Here is a 19,959-nt window from a genome sequence, read left to right on the forward strand (position 1 = left end):
TATGGAAAATAATATGAAAGTATCAATGGGATGGATTATTCTTCTAATATTATTTGTCATGTTAAGTAAATACAATTTATATATTGGATTTTCATTGAAGATATATATGATTTTTTTAGTCATATATTTTTGTTTAACAATTAAAGACTTTCATATTCAAAAGTTATATTTTCATGAAGTTATATTTTTACTGTTTTATTTCATTTATTGTTTAAGCGGAATTCTTTCTATGTATTTAAATGCTAGTATTCGTATGATTTTTGGCGTGCTACTCGTTTTAGGATGCTATTTTATAATGAGAAATTTATTGGGGAATACTGAAATAGTGGTACTTGAATCATCTATTGCTTATGTAGGAATAGTATTTAATGTTGTAAGTCTACTACTCTATATAATCGGTTTACAATACTTTAGTTTATACGGTGGAGAAGAGAGAGAAATTTTTGCTGGTTTATTAGTGGATAGAGGATATCCACGGTTAATTGGATTGCTAGATGATCCTAACATTTTTATTTTCTATAATACAATATTTTTTATGTACTATATGACGAATTTGCAAAATATCACTAACATCTTAAGGTTAATTTTATGTGTTACAACGAGTCTATTAACCTTTTCAAGAGGGGGAATATTAGCGCTTGTGCTTGTCATTTTTGTATATATATGTATGTCTAGTTTCGCTAAAAAAATAAAAATAATTATGAGTTTAGTATTGTTTAGTGTAGTTATTTTTAGTTTATCGAATAGTGTAATGGGGGGCCAATTAGATGACATATTAAATAAACGAATTTCTGATTTTTCCCATGATAATGGAAGTGGTAGATTTACATTATGGGAAGCTGCTTTTAAATATTATTTATCCAATCCATATATCGGAATTGGTGCGTTTAACTTCTCGAATTATTATGAGTATCAATTTAATGAAAAATTATATGTACACAATACATTTTTAGAAATTTTGTCTGAGTCGGGTACAATTGGTTTTCTTCTATATAGTGCGTTTTTATTCATATTAATGTTTAAGTTAGCGCAGCATACTTTGTTTCGTGAAAAACCATACCTTCTATTGACTATGATTGCATTTTTATTTCAGATGATGTCATTGTCACTCATTATTAACGAAGCGTTCTTTTTATTTTTAGCAGTTGTTGTGAAGTATATTTCAATATATGAAGGAAGGGGAAAGATAGATGGTAAAATGTCTATCAGCACATAATAAGGCGCCTCATGTTTCTGTAATAACACCTTCTTATAATAGTAGACGATTTATAGGTGAGACAATTTTATCTGTACAGAATCAATCGTATGAAAACTGGGAAATGATTATCGTTGATGACTGTTCAACCGACCAATCTGCCGCAAAAATTAAAGAGATAATAGAAGGAGACTCACGTATTAGGTTATTATCATTAAAAGAAAATGTTGGTGCTGCTAAAGCTCGGAATTTAGCGATTCGAGAGGCGAGAGGAAGGTACATTGCCTTTTTAGATAGTGATGATATATGGTTGCCGCATAAATTGAAGACACAATTGTTATTTATGGAAGAAATGAATATTGCTTTTTCATATGCGTCGTATAGTTTAATTGATGAAAATGGTAATGAATTAAATCGCGAAGTGAGTGTACCAAAATCTGTTGACTATCATTATTTAGTAGGAAATACAATTATCGGGTGTTTAACGGTGATGATTGATCGTGAAAAAATTCCGTATGTCGAAATGCCTAGTGTACAGCCGGAAGATACAGCGTTATGGCTGAACTTATTACATGAAGGGCATGAAGCAAAAGGGATACAGCAAGTATTAGCGAAGTATCGAATTGTAGCAAATTCTGTTTCGAGTAATAAAGTTAGAGCAGCTTTTCGGTATTGGAAATTATTAAGGGACCAAAAAAGTCTTAATGCAGTGCAAAGCTTTTACTATTTTAGTAAGTATGCTTATCATGCTTATAAAAAAAATAAAATCAATGTAGTTGGGAAGACGCAATTATGAATATACTGTTGATGACTGATAAATTGATAACTGGCGGAGCCGAAAATTATTTCTGTAAATTAGAAAATAATTTGCATTATGAGGATTTTAAGATTTATACAGCTGCAGGTGATGGAGAACTATATGAATCCCTTACTAGAAAAGAAAATTTCATCTTACTTAGTCGATGGAATCATTTGAGAAATATTTATTATTTACGAAACGAAATTTGTAAACGAAAGATAGAGCTTATTCATGCAAATAGTTTGCGAATGGTATTATATGCTTTTCTAATTCAAAAGTTTATTAAAAAAAAGATGAAAATTGTTTATACGAAACATAATGTAACGATATTAGAAAAGAAAATGCCAACGCTTTTTCGTTATTTCATGAATAAATATGTGAACAATATTATTACAGTAAGTGAGTTTGAGAAGAATAATTTAATTTCAATTCATGTAGCAGAAGAAAAAATAAATACAATTTATAACGGTGTCGATATTGAAAAGTTTTTATTCCAGCAGAAAAAGAAAGAATCTACATATAAAATAGGGATATTAGCTAGATTATCCAAAGAGAAAAACCATCAACTATTTGTCAAAATTGCAAATGTGTTGAAAAAGAGAAATGATTTTATGTTTTATATTGCTGGTGATGGACCAGAGAAAGAATCGATTATGAAAGAAATAGAAAAATATGGATTACAGCAAAGGGTGAAGATGCTAGGGAATATTTCAGAGCCGCATGAGTTTATAGGGAATATGGATGCTTTACTTTTATTATCTTTTCGTGAAGTGTTTCCAATGGTAGTAATTGAAGCGATGGCTACAGGGACACCAATTGTTTCAATAGATGTTGGTGGAATACATGAAGCGGTAATAGATGGAGAATCAGGTGTTTTAATATCTGAATATTGCGAATCTGAATTCGCAAGTGCACTTGAAGAACTACAAGGGGATGAACAAAGGGTAAATGATATTAGATTGAAAGCACGAGAGAAAGCAGTGAGGTATTTCTCGTTAGCTAAAATGATAGAAGAAACGAAAAATATATATGAGTTAAACAAATGACCGGGTAGGTCGTTTGTTTTTTTTATTATAGAAACTTTTAAGAGAGAACTCACATATTATATGAAAAAAGGTAATATGAGGAGTGAATTTATTTTGTCAGAATATATTTCTTCCCAAGAAGATTGTGCGCCAGAAAGTAGCGTTCACATTGATTGTTTTGGCGCAGTTCCAAACTCGGGAAATGATAGCTCATTAGCAATTCAGCAAGCTATTGATTATTGTGTAGCGAATCGAATTTCGACGGTTAGAATTACAGGGGTAAATACGTACAAAATTGTAAAGCCGATTGTTATTAAATCAAACGTAAGATTAGAGTTAGATCCTACCGTAACGCTGCAAATTGATGGGGATTTTAATGCATTTGAGCTACAAAGTAACGCTTCGATAGTTGGTGGTACTATTCAAGTTATAAATCCGTTGTTTCAATCGGCTGTCATTTATGTTTCTGGTTCACAACAAATCGAAGTACCTAATCAATCTGTTATATCAAATATAAATATAATAAATACAACTCCATCGTATAAAGGAAAAGCTATACATTTTTATTGTCAAAAGGCATGGGATTATATTAGTTTCTTTCAAGTTAAATTTATTCAAATTAAAAACTTTCAAACTGCAATATATTTGAAAACAGAGTATATAGATGATATCAATACACCTTGCTGGATTAATGCCAATGTATTTCAATCAATATTTATTGATGGATGTGTGTATGGGATTGAAGTAGATGGAAATAGTGATTTGCCAAATGAAAGTTCAGGAAATACGTTTCATGATATTCAAGTGCAATGTAGACAACAAACGAAAAAAGCAATTCGTTGCTCAGGTGCGTATAATACATTTGATTGTATGATTTGGGATACGTACCGGATGAGTAGTGAACAAATTGTCATTGAATTTTCTTCTAATTCGCATCGTAACTACCTTTTTTCAAATTTACTTTCTACAACTATTGTAGATAAAGGACAATACAATGTTTGTAAGTCTACCTATGAAGAATCTCTTCGAATTCAGTTACCGATTACGTTAAATAAACCACATTTAATAGGGAATCAAGATGATATTTTAGTAAATGCTCAGCAGAAGTATACGATTAAGCAAGTAAGTGGGAAAGTGCCTTACGGGGGGAATCTCGCAAATTGCTTTAATTTAATAGATGAACAAAGTGTAAACTATATTGACGTTCCAGATAGTAATCCAGTTGTAATTGAACTGGATTTTACGAAAAAACCAATACAAATGTTAAATTGTTTTGGAATGTATTTTGGGTGGGGAGAGAGCCCAAAGAAAATTAAAATTGAATATGCATTAAGCGCAACTGGAAGTTGGGTTATCGCGTTGGATGTTCCATTAAATGTTGGCGATACAATTATATCGAATATGAAGGCGAGTCAGTTATATAAAGTTAGAATTACATTAAGTGGTTATTCTCAAGATCATAAGCGTTTTCGAATTAATCGTATTTTTGCAAGGTCTTCTATGGAAAATGGGAACGCTTGGTTAGCGACAACTGGCGGAAGAATGTTTGGAGATATTGAAATAGAGGCAAGTAAAGGTATAATCATGAAGACTGCTAGTGGAGTGAAATGGAAAGTTACTATTAATGAAGCTGGCCAACTTATTACGACTAAGATAACTTGAGATGTTGTTTAATTGTATATCCTTGGACGAGTTACAACGTAGTGGGATATAGGTAATGAAAAAGAGATTGTAATTTGGTTTCAACCAAACTACAATCTCTTTTTTGTTTCAATTACTTCCACCAAATCCAAGTCCAAAGGTAATTTCGTATATTTCGAGGAGTAATGCGAATGAAGCGTTCACCGTCAAAGAAGCAATTTAAATTTGGAAGTGTTTCATCTGGATTTTCTGGAAAAAAAGTGACGATGTTTTCGTTACTTGTAACGGTTACTGTAATTGGTGGGTCGGTAGGCGAGACTTGAAGTTGTAACGAAATATTGGCCGTATTTTTAAATTCATTATTAACAGGTGGACTTATTACTTGTACTGTGAATAATACGATAATTGTTTCGTTTGGTTCCAAATTAGTGGCAACTAGGAAACCGATATTCGGATTCGCTAGTGGAGAGCGTTCACCGTTAATAAAGACAGTGCCGTTTATAAATTGTAAACCTGCTGGAATGGTATCTTGTAAAGAAATATTTGAGAGTGAAATTTTGGAATTATTGGTAATACGTACCGTGTAATCAAAATATTGATTTAAATAAGCTGAGCTGACGGAAGCATTTTTCGTGACTGTTGCAGTTATAAATTGAATTGGTATACGAACAATATTTGAATTAACAATGAAAGTAATAATTGGATCCTGTGGTGTCAATTGAAAGGCAGCGGTAACTGTTGCAGAATTTATAATTGTACTGTTTGAAGGAATAGAAGTTACGAGAACTTGAAATGTTATAGTTGCTACTGAATCTGCAGGTAAAGAGCCGATATTAATACCAGTGTCTGGACGAACATTTGTAACGGGAGTACCGTTAATTGTTACGCTGTTTTCTATAAATGTTGTACCAGCTGGAATGCTGTCTATAACAGAAGTACTGATTGTCGGAATTGGGGAGTGATTAAATACCGCTAATGTGAATGTAATGATATCTCCTATAACGACAATAGATTTGTCAGCTGTTTTTTCAATGTCAACCATCGGATCAACGACTGTCGTTGTAACGGTATTTGTTTGCTTTGTAACTGTATTTATTTGCTTTGTAATCGTAATAGGTGGTTGGATTGGACCGACAATAGGCGTATAGGAAATAGTAGCATCGTTATTGATTGTAGATTGAAGAGTAGAAGAAGAAATTGTCACTTGGAATGTAATAATAATAGATTCATTTGGAGCAAGATTTCCTAACGTAATACCATTTTCCGGATTCGCATTAGGTTGATTGATTCCGTTAATCGTAACACTACCAATAACAAATGTCGTATCTGCTGGTGCTGTGTCTACTAAAAGAAGGTCTTCGATAATGATATTACCATTATTAGTAATTGTGATGGTATACGTTAAAGTTTGACCGGGTAAGGCACTTGTGAAATCAACAGCTTTTATCGCAATGACATTATCATTTTGGACAGTAGTTGTGACGGTGTTTGTTGTAGTCGTATTTGTAACAGGTACGTTATTTGGGTTGACTATATAGTTAAAAGTAGTAATTGCGTTGTTGTTTAGTTCATTTGGTGTTGGAATAGAAGTCACAGTTACTTGGAATGAAACGATAGCATCTTCACCAATAGTTATAGTACCAATTGGTATGCCGCTTACTGGATTCACTCCTGGAAGAGTTTCTCCGTTTACAATGACGCTATTTTCTATAAACGTAGTACCTTGAGGAATAATATCTTGAATGATTACATCATTTACTGCAACATTACCGGTTTGATTTAGTGTAATCGTATACGTTAACGTATCACCAACCGTTGCAAATGCAAGGTCAACAGCTTTATTACTATTCAAATTTGCGTGATTAATTTCTGTTGCGGCAGCTGATGAAATAATAGTTTCGGTAATAGGTGGTCGATCTGGTACCGTGTATTCATATTTAATTGTACTCGTGTTAGAGATTGGATTTGTTTGTGGAATCGAAGTAACCCGTACTTGGAATAGAATAGTTGCTGTCGTATTAGGTGGAATGGTATCAATTTGTATACCGTTAAGAGGGTTGTCATTTGGCCGAGCGTTGCCGTTCACGATAACACTATTCTCTATAAAGCTCGTATTTACTGGGATGATATCTGTAGCAATAATGTTTTCTACTTGTATATTCCCATTGTTTGTAATGGAAATGGTATAAGGGATAATAGTTTGTAGGTCAGCATATTGGATAGGCGTTGTTTTTGTCGCAATTACATTAGCAGAAATAACTTCAGTGAAGGTAATATTGCTAGTCGATATTTGTTCTTCCACGTTTATTGTATAACGAGAAGTTGATTGATTTTGAACATGACCGCTAGCAGGAAGAGCTACGACGGTAACAGAAAATGTGACTGGGATAGAAATGTTAGGAGCAATCGTTCCCACAAGTATACCTACACTTGGGTTGGCGTTAAGCTGCGGAATGTTATTTACTAAAACGCTACCGTCAATAAAGGTTGTTCCATCAGGTATATTGTCTGTAAATACAACAGCAGTGGCATCCGTATTCCCTGTATTCGTTAAAGTTGTTGTATAAGTTAAAATGTCACCAATCGTTACAGAGGTTAAATCAACAGTTTTAAGTGAAACGATATCAGCATCATTAATTTGAACAAAAGTAGTATTGGAAGTAGTAGATTTTTGAATTGGTGCAAAGTCAGGATTGAAAATAAAGTCGTAGACGATGTTTGCAGTATTAGGTGTTGGATTTACAGTAGGTAAATTCGTAACGGAAACTTGGAATGTTATTGTAGCCATTTGACCTGCTGCGACATTAGGAATGGAAAAGCCGATATTCGGATCTGCTGCAGGAAGTACAGTATTATTAACTATTACACTTCCTGGAATAAATACTGTTCCATCTGCTATAGTATCTGTAAAAAAGATGGAGTTAGTTGTAGCCGATCCATTATTTTGAATGAATACTGTATATTCAATGGTTTCATCAATAGTAGCTAATACAGTATTAGCAGATTTTGTAGCAATAAGAATAGCATCAATAAATTGTATGTTTGTAGCATTGGAAGAGGTCGTTTCTGAAATTGGTGGTGTGCTTGGGTCTGGTCGATACTCATAGTGAATGACGGCGATATTATTAATGTTATTTTGTGGCGGTATAGAAACTACGCTTACTTGGAACGTAACAATAATCGTATTATTTGGAAGAATTATATCAAGATTGATACCGGTAATTGGATTTTCGTTAGGTCTTGGTACGCCATCTACAAGAATGCTATTTGGAACGAATGTGGTGCCAGAAGCAATTGCGTCAAGTAGGAGAGTATTTGTAATAGGTATTGTACCGGCGTTTGTAACTGCGACTGTATATGTGATGATTTGACCGATACGTGTAATGGATCTGTTAGCGGATTTAATTGCACTAACATTTGCCGTTCGCACTTCAGTATTTACTGCATTTGATAACGATCTACGCTGAATAATTGGAGAACTAGGGTCAATTTGGTATTCGTACGAAGTGTCTGAAATATTAATGACTGTATTGCCCTCTGGTATATTTGTAAGTTGTACTTGGAATGAAATAGTGACTGTTTCATTTGGTTGTATCGTGCCGAGAGTTACTCCGTTTTCAGGATTCACGCCAGGCTGAATTACATTATTTATTGCTAAGCTATCTTCAATGAATATAGTATCTTCTGGAATGTTATCAATGAACACGATATTGTTAGCCGGAACGGTTCCTATATTTTGAAGTGTATTTGTGTAGGTAATCATTTGCCCGATTGATACGAAATTTACATCCGCACTTTTAACAGAAATAATATTTGCATTTTGAAGTGATGTTGTAACAATGTTAGAATTTGCAGAGCGATTTACTGGTGGGGCTGTAGGAATACTTACATATTGGTAAGTTGCTGAAGATTGATTTACAATTTCAGTTTCATTCGGTGGATTATTTGTTTGCACTTGAAATAGTATCGTTTTGGAACTGTTTGCTGGAATTGTTCCAATCGGTATTCCGTTTTCAGGATTTACACCTGGCTGAAGGACACCATTAATTGTGACACTATCGGGAACGAATGTAGTCCCAGCAGGGATAGAATCTGTGAAATTAATATTTATTGCGTCAACATTACCGATATTTTTCACTTCAGAAATATAAAGTATAGTTCCACCGATATCTACAGTTGTTGGATTGGATGTTTTTGTAATTGCCAATTGTGCTTGCACGAAATTTGTAATAACGATATTACTAGTAGATGTTTCAGTAATAGGCGGTTGCCCTGGGTCTGGTTGGATTGTATATGTTGTATTGGATTGATTTGTAATCGATTCTTGGGAGAATGAATCGTTAATAAGAATTTGGAACGAAATAAGGTGAGTAGCGTTTGCTGCTAAGGTAGGTAAAGTAACACCTACATTTGGATTGGCATCAAGTATAGTTGTTCCGTTAAGTGTAAAACTATTTTCTACGAATGTAGTATCTTGGGGGATCGTATCTGAAAATATGAGATTCGTAGCTGGAATATTTCCGGTATTTTCTAGTGTTATTGTGTAAGTCAAAATATCACCTGTTGTTGCTTGCGGTGCATTGACTGCTTTTAAAGAAAGGATAGTCGCATCCGAAATTTGTGTGAAAGCAGGATTAGACGTAATTGTTCGAGAGACGATAGGAGCAGTTGGATCGGTGATAAAAGTATAGTCAATACGGGCTGTATTAGAAATTGGGTTTACGCTTGGAATAGATTGAACGATAACCTGGAATGTTACAGTGACGATTTCTGACGGTGTGATGGAGTTTAATGGTATTCCTACGTTAGGATCAGCATCTGGAACGGAAACGCTATTAATAGTTACGCTATTCGGAATAAAGGCAGTTCCTTCGGGGACCAAATCTGTTAAAGTAACTGTATTTGCAGTAGTATTTCCGTTATTTTGAACGACTACTGTGTAAGTGATTGTACCGTCAGTAGATTGTACGAGAGAATCTGTACTTTTAATTACGGATAATGATGCATCAACAACAGCTGTATTAACCGTATTAGACGAGGAGGTTGCTGTAACAGGAGGTTGACTTGGATCGACAATATACGTGTAACTTGTAAGTGCTTGATTTATAATTGCTCCTTGTGGTGGAATAGAACTTGCAAGAAATTGGAACGTAATAGTAGCGGAATCACCTGGTGCGATAATACCAACGGGAATACCGAGAGTTGGACTTGCATCTGGAAGTGAAATCCCGTTGAGCGTAACACTATTTGGAACAAATAATGCTCCTTCAGGAACTCCGTTAATGAGTAATACAGAGTTTGCAGGGAAGTTTCCAGTATTCGTTAATGTTGCTGTATACGTAATTACATCCCCGATAGACACAATTGAACGATTTGCTTGTAAAACAGTTGTAACAGTCGCGTTATTAATTTGTGTTGAAGCGCTATTAGAATTTATCGTGCCTGTAACAGGAGGAGAGGCCGGATCAACGATGAATGTGTATTGAATAGATGCTACGTTTGTAATCGGATTTGAAGGTGGAGTTGATGTAACTATGACTTGGAAAGTAACGGTTAAGGAACTATCCGAGCTAATTGTTCCGATATTCACTCCGTTATTTGGATTTGCACCTGGAATGGTACTTCCATTTACAGCAAAACTATTTTCAACAAAGGTTGTTCCTGCTGGAACTGGGTCTGAGAAATTTACATTCGTAGCGTTTGTATTGCCGCTATTTTGAATCAAAACTGTATAAGTGATCGTATCTCCAATATTTGCAAAGGCTGTATTAGCAGTTTTTACAGCTGAAAGTATTGCTGTATTAATAGAAGTAACGAAGACATTCGTTTCCACATTGCCAGGTTGAGCCAGTAATGCATTGCCTACGTTATATTGGAAGTTAACAAATCCTAAGTTTTGGAGTTCAGGTGTGAACGTTGTTGGATTGCTTACAATTTGAACTTGGAATACGATTGTTACGATTTGATTTGGAGTTATTGTATTTATGCCAACGCCGTCAATGATAGAAGCGGATGGTAATGGAGTGCCATCAACAATAACTGATCCTGCAACAAATTGTGTCCACGATGGTAAAGGGTCTGAGAATATAGCGTTGTTAGCAGGAATATTGCCTGTGTTCGTAATAGTCGTTGTATACGTAATCGTATCACCAATCGTTGCAAAAGTTTTATCTCCTATTTTAATAGTATTTAAAATAGCACTTTCAATTTTTGTTGTAACGTTGTTAGAAATAATATTTTTTGAAACTGGGGGATTAGCTGGATTAACGATATGTTGAAAGCTAACGCTAGCTTGATTAGTAATTGGATTTATAGGCGGAATTTCATTGGCGATAATGTTAAATGCTACGATGACAGATTCGTTTGGCGCGATATCACCGATTGGAACGCCTGTAATGATATCTGCATTTGGGATGCTAGTTCCGTTCAGTGTAAAGCTATTCGGTTCAAAGGAAGTTCCGTCTGGAATAAGGTCGGTAAAAATAACATTTGTTGCACTTACATTTCCGCTATTTGTAATTGTAACGGTGTAGGTAATATCCTGCCCGATATCTACCGTAGATACATTTGAATTTTTTTGTGCAGTAAGGATAGCGCTATTAATTTGTGTGGTCGTTGTATTAGATTGATTGGAAGTTGTAATAAGTGGCTGGCTAGGATCAACGACATAATGATATGTGGTAGAAGCAGAGTTAGAAATAGGATTAAGTGTTGGAAGTGTAATAACAGTTGCTTGGAATGTAACGATTGCCGTATTACCACCATTAATGGAACCAATATTTACACCAGTTGATAAATCGGCGTTTGGAATGGTTTGCCCATTAGCTGTGAAACTATTTGGAACGAAACTTAAATTGCTATCAAGAATATCGATAATAGTTACATCAGTTGCGGTCACATTTCCGGTATTAGGAAGGTTAAGTGTAAATGTTATTGTATTACCAACATCCGCAAAAGTAAGATCTGCTGTTTTGGTGCTAATAATAGTTGCGTTGTTTATTTGAAGGAGTGTAGTGTTGGAAGTAGCTGCACTTGAAACGGGAGAATTAACAGGATCAACAGTAAATTCATACGTCGTTGATGCTGTATTTGGTGCTGGGTTACTAGGGGGAATATTGTTTACTGTAACTTGAAAGACGATACTATATATTTCATTTGGTGGAAGTGTTGCAAGTAATACACCTGTATTTGGATCCGCGTTAGGTTGTAAAACGCCATCGATAGTTAATGTGTTAGGAACAAATGTGAGTCCACTTGGTAATGCATCTGTGAATACAATATTAGTTGCATCGGTATTGCCTACATTGGTAATAGAAGTAGTATAAAAAGCAGTTTGCCCGATATCTGCAAAGGATACACTTTCATTTTTCGTCATAGACAATATTGCTTCGTTAATTTGGGTTGAAACAGGATTACTAATTGAAGTTTCTGCATCAGGCGGTGAGACTAATTGATACGATGTTGATGAGAAATTTACAATTGGGTTTTGGGTTGGTAATGATGTTACAGTAACTTGGAACGAAACTGTTACTGTAGTCCCGGCTGTTATTGTCCCAATATTCACACCGTTCGATGGATCCGCCCCACTTTGAGGAACTCCATTAATAGAAAATGTGTTTGCAATAAATGTAGTGACGCTTGGCACTGTATCTGTAAATATAACATTTTGTGCAGATGAGTTTCCATTGTTTGTTAAAACGACAGTATAAGTGAGTATGTCTCCAATACGACTAAAGGATTTATCGACTTGTTTTAATGAAAGAATGTTAGCTGTATTAATCGTAGTAAACACTGTGTTTGAAGTAACGTTTCTTGAAACAATCGGTGCATTTGGATCAGCGATAAATGTGTAAGAAGCAGTAGCGGAATTGGCTACAGGATTTTGGTTTGGTGTAGAAGTAGCAGTAACTTGAAATGCGATAGATATTGAGTTGTTAGGAGCAATTGATCCGATTGTTATACCTGTATTAGGATCGAGTTCGATGTGTGTACTGCCATTGATTGTGACACTATTCGGAATGAACGTTGTGCCGTCTGGAATAAGATCAGTGAAAGTAATATTCGTTGCATTTGTATTGCCATTATTCGTTAAAATGGTTGTATAGGTAATGGTATCACCTAGTGTTACAATTGTTTGATCGACCGATTTTACCATCGTTATCATAGCATCTAGTACCGGGTTTGTAACAATATTCGTTGAAGTAGAAGTTGTAATAGGAGTTCCGTTTGGATCGACAGTATAAGAATATAAAATTGTGTCATTACCCATAATCGAACTTGAAGGGGGAACAGAAAGAACATTTGCTTGGAAAGTAACGGTTACTGTTTCACCAGGAGCGATATTTGGTATAGTTACTCCAAGTGCTGGTTGCGCACCAGATTGCTGAACCCCATTTATTTTGACTGAGTTTGGTATAAAGGTAGTGTTAGCTGGAATTGCGCTCGTGAACGTAATATTCGTTGCAGTCGTATTTTCTGTATTTGTAATAGTTGTTGTATACGTAATCGTATCTCCAACAGAGATGATAGATTTATCAACGCTTTTTTGGGTCGTTAATATTGCACTATTAATTGTTGTCGAAACAGCATTAGATACGTTCGTTTGTGTTACGGCAGGTTGGCTAGGATCAACTACATGTGCAAATTGTACAGAACTAAAATTAGAAATTGGATTTATACTTGGAATGTTTGTAACAAGTACGTTGAGAGTAATCACGGCCGTTCCATTTGGGTTTATATTTCCAATCTGAATCCCTTTAGATGGATTTCCGATTTGCTGTGTACCAGAATCGTTTGTAAGAGTGCCAGATATGAATGTCGTCCCATCAGGTAAAGTATCCGTGAAAATTATATTTTGTGAAGTGACATTCCCAGGGTTACTTAATGTAATTGTATAAGAAATTGTATCACCAATCGTTGCGAAAGTTTTATCTACAGATTTGATTGCCACAATTTCCCCAGAATTTATTTGTGTCGAAACAGAATTAGATGTCGTATTTCGTGAAACAAGTGGTAAATTAGGTCCTGTCATAAATTTATAATCAATAGAAGCGCCGTTTACAACCGGTGAGTTTGGTCCGCCTGGTCCAATTGTGAAAATTGGATTTGGAATGCTAACTACTTGCACACGGAAGGTAACATTTATAAAATCTCCTGCAATAATATCTCCAATTGGTATCCCGTTAGCTGGATTTACTCCAGGTAATAAAACTCCGCCTACTCGAACGCTATCTTCTATAAATACTGTGTTATTTGGAATCGGATCTGTAAAAATGATATTCGTAGCAGTTGTGTTTCCTACATTTTCTAATAAAACTGTATACGTTAAAAATGAATTTCCAGGTGCTATGTCAGAAAATAGCCGATCCACACTTTTCGTTGCTTGAATAATCGCTTCGTTAATTTGAACTAAAGTTGGATTACTTGTAGCTGTTTCTGTCACCGGCGGCTGGGTAGGATCAACAATGATCGAGTATGTCGTGCTAGACTGGTTCAAAGTTGGATTTGTAACTGGTATTGAGCCAACGATAGCTTGAAAGCTAATTGTTGTCGTTCCTCCAACTGGAATTGAGTCTAAAGAAATCCCGCTATCTGGTCTAAATCCAAGTTGTGGGATGGTATTAATTTGTACGCTATCAGGAACGAATGAAAGTTCAGGTGGTAATATATCGATAAAAACAGGTGTGTTTGCGGCAGTATTTCCGCTATTGGTGAGGGTAGTTGTATACGTAATTGTATCTCCAACAGCAGCAAAAGCACTGCTTGCAGTTTTTGTTGCGATAACAGAAGCAGTATTTACTTGTGTAAAGGTTTTATTAGATTGAACCGTTCGTGAAACTGGCGGTTCATTTATATCTACAATAAAGCTATATTGAAGCGATGATTTATTCGGGATTGGATTAGGGTTTGGAAGTGTTGTAATGTTTACTTGAAAACTGAGTGTAGCAGATGCATTTGAATTTAAGTTACCAATATTGATACCGTTTTGTGGATTTGCATTCGGAACGGTTACACCATTTATCTTAAAGCTATTTGGGATAAAGGTAGTACCGTTTGGAATTGTATCAGTAAAAATAATGTTGTTCGCAGTAGTATTTCCGTTGTTTGTAACAGCTGAAGTGAATGTAATTGTATCACCAATTGTAGCGAAAGTTGTACTAGCGCTTTTATTTATTACTAAAGTAGCGTCAATAATTGGTGTAACTGTTGTATTTGTTACAGTGCTACCAACAGCAGGAGATTGGTTTGGATTTACGGTATATTCATAATTTACAAGAGCATTATTTGTTAATGTGCCACTAGGTGGTATCGCTAAAATTTGTGCTTGAAAAGTAATGAATACAGTATCTCCTGGCGAAATATCTGCCAAGTGAACACCAAGTGATGGATCTAATCCTAGTTGTGGAACATTATTGATCGTTACGGAGTTTTGGATAAATGAAGCTCCTGCGCCAAGCCCATCTGTTAAAACAGTTGCACTAGCAGGGATATTACCTGTATTTGTTACTGCAATCGTATAAGTAACAATATCACCAATTGCAGCTGTCGGTGTATTCACAGACTTAGTAGCGACAATAGTAGCGTTATTAATTTGAGTTGTTATTACGTTACTTAACGTATTGGCGGATGCTGGAGGTAAGTTAGGATCTACGACATACTGGTACGTTGTATTATTTTGGTTCGGGATTGGATTTGGATTCGGGATAGAATTTACTTGTACTTGGAATGAGATGATTGTATTTGCATTCGGATTTATTGGGTCGATTGCAATTCCGCTTGCTGGATTGACATTAGGCAGTGTATTCCCATTTACAGTAACACTATTAGGAATAAACGATGTTCCGTTTGGAATTACATCTGTAAATATTACATTTGATGCAAGTGTGTTCCCGTTATTCGTTAAAGTAGTCGTGTACGTAATAATATCATTTACGTTAGCAAACTGTTTATCTGCAGATTTAGTAGCGGCAATTGAGGCGTTATTAATAGTTGTCTGTACAGTGTTAGAAGCAACCATCTGCATCACAGCAGGTTTGGATGGATCATACGTATATTGGAATGTTGTGCTTGATTGATTTGTAATTGGGTTTACAGCAGGGATAGTTGGTACAAAAACTTGAAATGCAACGGTGCGTGATGAATTCGCTCCTATCGTACCAATTGAAATGCCAGTGGCAGGATTTGCGTTAGCTACAGGGACATTATTAATCGTTACAGTATTAGGAATGAAGAGGGTACCCGCTGGAATGATATCTGTAAACGTTACATTAGCAGCAGAGATATTCCCGTTATTTGTTAAAATAGTTGCATATAGTATGACATCACCAACATCAGCGAAGTTTGTGCTTGTGAGTTTTGTAGCAACGATATTAGCAGTATTAATTTGTGTAGTTACTATATTGCTAGCAGTGTTTCTAACGAGAGCAGGTAAGTTTGGATCAGCGATAAAGCTATATTGAAGTGAAGCAATGTTTTGAATTGGGTTTGGTGAAGGTAGCCCATTTGCACTTATTTGAAAAACAATCGTTGTAAAACCACCTGAAGGAATGGAGCCGACTTGAAGACCGGTACTAGGGTCTGCACTTTGTTGTAAAGTACCACCTATAAAAATACTATTTGGTACGATAGTGGAGCCATTAGGGATTATATCGGTAACAATAACATTATTTGCTGTAGTATTGCCAAGATTAGCTAAAGAAATTGTATATGTGATTGGTTGCCCGACATCGGCGATAGTTAAATCTACTTCTTTGACAATCACTACATTTGCTAAATTAATTTGTGTACTTACAGTATTACTTACAGATGTTTCTATAGTTGGTGGATCGCCCGGATTTAGAATAAAGCTATACTGTGTACTAGATGAATTTAATGTTGGGTTTTGTGTTGGTAAAGAGGTGACGGTTACTTGATAAGAGACAGTAAGTGAGCCATTAGCAGCAATGGAAGGTAGTGGAACACCTATATTTGGATCTGCGTTATTTTGGAGTACACCATTAATAAGAAAAGTGTTTGGGATAAAGGTAGTACCGTCTGGATTCGTATCTACGAAAGTAGGACTATCAGCAGAAACACTTCCTGCATTCGTCAAAGTAACAGTATAAGTTAATATATCCCCTACGGTAGCGAACGCTCGGTCCACTGTTTTGGCTGAAATGACATTTGCATCGTTTACTTGAGTAAATGTAGTAGTTGAAGTAGTGTTCTTACTTACAGGTGAAGCGTTTGGATCAACGATAAAGTTATAGGAGATGGAAGCGCTATTTGAAATAGGGTTTGGATTTGGAATGCTAGTTATTACTACTTGGAATGAAGCTGTAATTGTAGTATTAGCATTGATGCTACCAATATTGATGCTAGCTGGTGTAACGCCTGGCTGAGTAACACTGTTAACTATAACGCTGTTTGGGACAAAGGCGGTTCCATTCGCAATTAAATCAGATAGTAATACATTGTTTGCTGCAACATTCCCATCGTTCGTAAGAGCGAAGGTGTAAGTTAATACATCGCCAACTTCCGCAAACGTTTTATCTACAGATTTATTAGCACGGAGATTTGCTAGTCTAATTGTTGATGTAACAGAATTAGAATTTGCTGTTTTTGAAGTCGGTGGCAAACTTGGATTTACAGTATATAGATAAGAAGCGAAGGCGTTATTAATGATAGGATTTTGGGTCGTAATATTGATGACTGTTACTTGGAAAGAAAGGGTAACAGTAGACCCACCAGGAATTGTGCCGATAGGTAAAGCAACGAGAGAATCTACATTTTGTAAAACTCCGTTTAGTGTTACAGTACCAGGAGTCAATATCGTTCCGTTTGGAAGTGGATCTGTTAGTTGCACGTTATTAGCGGCTGTATTTCCACTGTTTGTAATAAGGATTGTATAACTTATTGTTTCGCCAATTGTAGCAAATTGTTTATTTGTTGATTTTGTTAATGTTACATTCGCATTGTTAATTTGAGTGGAAACGAGATTCGAAGAAATATTTTTTGTAACAGGTGATTGGCTAGGATTGACAGTATATTGATAAGAAGCGCTTGATCCGTTAGATACGACATTTGACGTGGGTATTGTGTTTACTACTACTTGAAATGCAACATTTTTTGTTGTGCCGCTTGTTATGGATCCAATGTTCACGCCGGTAGCGGGATTTGCACCCACTTGTGTCGTGCCATCTATTGTTAAACTGTTTAGAACGAAAGTTGTTCCAGTAGGGATGACATCTGTAAAAATAACATTGTTCGCATTTGTATTACCTGTACCTGTAAAGGAAACGGTGTACGTTAGTGTATCACCAATATCTGCAAAATTTTTATCTACTGCTTTCGTCATTGTTACAGTAGCATTATTCACTTGAGTGGAGACAATATTTGTCGTATCAGTCCCACTTACTGCTGGTTGATTAGGTACAGGAATGTATTGATATGTTGTTGTTCCACTATTTAATATTGGGTTTGTTTGAGGGATAGAAGGAACGAGCACTTGGAATGAAATAGTAGTAGTGGAATTTGCGGCAATTGAACCAATTGTTATACCATTAGCGGGATTTGCGCCAGCTTGAGTAACTCCGTTCACAGTTACACTCCCTGGAATGAAAGTAGTCCCGCTAGGAATCGGATCCGTATATATCACATTCGTTGCAGCGATATTTCCTATATTAGCTAAGGCAATACTGTAAGTTAATGTTTCACCAATATCGGTAAAAAGTTTGTTAACTGATTTTGTTCCATTAATATCTGCAAGGTTAATTTGTGTTCCAGCAGAGTTACTTGTTGCAAGACCATTAAAAGTTGTTCCTCCGGCGATTGGTGTATATTGAAATGTAATATTAGCAGTGTTAGAGATAGGATTTTGACTTGGAAGAGAAACGACAGTAGCTTGGAAAGTTACTATACGAGAAGCACCATTATTAATTGTTCCAAGAGATATACCAGCCGCAGGATTTGCATTTGTTTGTGGTACGTTATCTACTGTTACAGTGCCGGGTATAAAAGAAGTACCATTAGGGAGACTATCTATAAAAATAGCGTTATTGGCAGGAAGAAGCCCGGTGTTAGGGATAGTAACTGTATAAGTGAGAATATCTCCAATTGCAGCAACACTTTTATTTACGCTTTTCGTTGCTTGTATATTTGGGGAGTTTATATTAATTTGTAAGCCGACTGTATTTAACATATATGCATCTCCGTTAGTAGTTAAACGGATTGCAGCGGATACTTGTGAGTTTGTTAAATAAGGAGAAATATCAATAGAAGTAATATCCCAGCCCTGTCTTCCTGCGGAAATGTTTGTACCTGTAGAAGCACTTTGATTTCGCGTTCCAAATGTCCCAGTTGTATCTAAGTTTCCTGCAGCATTATTAACTTGAGAACCGAAGAAATTATTTATGGCATTATTTGGTCCAGATAAAGCATTTAATGAACTGAAATTTGGTCCAAATAAAGCTTGATCCCCGGTTAAATCTGCATCTCCTTCGGTAGAACTTAAAAATAATCTCCCGCTTACTGGTCCTCCTGAAGGTGTTAAAAATCCAGAAACAGATACATCGGCACTACCAGTTTCTGCAGAAACACGGTTACCAGCTACATAAATGGTTAAGTTTCTTGCTGGCAATGTCCCGTTTTGATAAGCGACGATAAGCGTCCATCCAGCCGAATTAATTGTTCCATTAGAAGCATCTATAGGATCTACAAGTCCAGGAACCGCTCCTGTAGTATAGGAACCAGCACCTCCCGCTTGAATAAGAGTTGTTACGTCTGCTGAACGAGTGTAAAAGCCAAATGTAATAGAGTTTGAAACGAAAGTTTGATTTGAAGCCGTAACAGCTGAAGGAGTAATCGAGTATGTTGAAACAGGTGTTGTAAAAGAAACTGGGTTTCCTAATACACTCGTAATGTTTTGATCACGAGATAAATAGTTTCCACCCCAAACGAGTTCTGCGTAAAGAATAGTACTACCAGCAGGGATATTTAAAATAGCGGTAGAACTATTTTGTGTATAGTTTAATGTTGTACCAGCAGGAAAAGTAGTTACTTGTAAAGCAGTATTCGTAGTTGCGAATGCACCAATTGCCCCGATTGTACCAGCACGGTTTTGATTGCTGATTTTACTTAAGCCTAAAGTATTACCTGTAATAGCGAGTGCGCCGTTAGTGGTGGTAGAAAATCGATTCGTAATGGGCATGTTGTCACCTCATTTACAATATAGTCTTGGTCAAAATAACATATGTGTGTGACAAATAAAGGGAAACATGTACAAGTTGATTTCGTAATAATGATTTAAATGTCTAGATAAG

The 19,959-nt window shown here is 35.8% G+C and carries 5 protein-coding genes; 4 read left to right on the forward strand and 1 reads right to left on the reverse strand.

Translation table 11 applies throughout. The features are described 5' to 3' along the window. Position 1: 1 nt before the first annotated feature. The 4 genes from BC_RS07895 (at position 2) to BC_RS07910 (ending at position 4,681) form a co-directional block, all read left to right on the forward strand. Positions 2–1,216, forward strand: a complete 1,215-nt coding sequence (locus BC_RS07895; protein WP_000429871.1) for an O-antigen ligase family protein — start codon at positions 2–4, stop codon at positions 1,214–1,216. Continuing rightward, a complete protein-coding gene (locus BC_RS07900) occupies positions 1,191–1,991 on the forward strand; it encodes a glycosyltransferase family 2 protein (RefSeq protein WP_000237695.1) in 801 nt (266 codons plus the stop codon). Before BC_RS07895 ends, BC_RS07900 begins: the two co-directional genes overlap by 26 nt. Continuing rightward, a complete protein-coding gene (locus BC_RS07905; protein ID WP_001023682.1) occupies positions 1,988–3,040 on the forward strand; it encodes a glycosyltransferase family 4 protein in 1,053 nt (350 codons plus the stop codon). The genes BC_RS07900 and BC_RS07905 overlap by 4 nt, the downstream gene beginning before the upstream one ends. A gap of 93 nt (positions 3,041–3,133) precedes the next feature. Beyond that, on the forward strand, positions 3,134–4,681 hold the full coding sequence (locus BC_RS07910) for a hypothetical protein (protein ID WP_000006056.1): 1,548 nt from the start codon (positions 3,134–3,136) through the stop codon (positions 4,679–4,681). 112 nt (positions 4,682–4,793) lie between these two features. Here BC_RS07910 and BC_RS07915 read toward each other — a convergent pair whose 3' ends face one another. Continuing rightward, positions 4,794–19,847, reverse strand: a complete 15,054-nt coding sequence (locus BC_RS07915; RefSeq protein ID WP_001123098.1) for a DUF11 domain-containing protein — start codon at positions 19,845–19,847, stop codon at positions 4,794–4,796. Between the last annotated feature and the right edge of the window lie 112 nt (positions 19,848–19,959).

Origin of the sequence: Bacillus cereus ATCC 14579, from assembly GCF_000007825.1 — a bacterium.
Taxonomy (GTDB): Bacteria; Bacillota; Bacilli; order Bacillales; family Bacillaceae_G; genus Bacillus_A; species Bacillus_A cereus.

What these genes read in the sequence shown, in the direction of transcription:
- BC_RS07895 (WP_000429871.1), top strand. Translation starts at nt 2, where the DNA reads ATGGAAAATAATATGAAAGTATCAATGGGATGGATTATTCTTCTAATA.
- BC_RS07900 (WP_000237695.1), top strand. Translation starts at nt 1,191, where the DNA reads ATGGTAAAATGTCTATCAGCACATAATAAGGCGCCTCATGTTTCTGTA.
- BC_RS07905 (WP_001023682.1), top strand. Translation starts at nt 1,988, where the DNA reads ATGAATATACTGTTGATGACTGATAAATTGATAACTGGCGGAGCCGAA.
- BC_RS07915 (WP_001123098.1), bottom strand. Translation starts at nt 19,847, where the DNA reads ATGCCCATTACGAATCGATTTTCTACCACCACTAACGGCGCACTCGCT.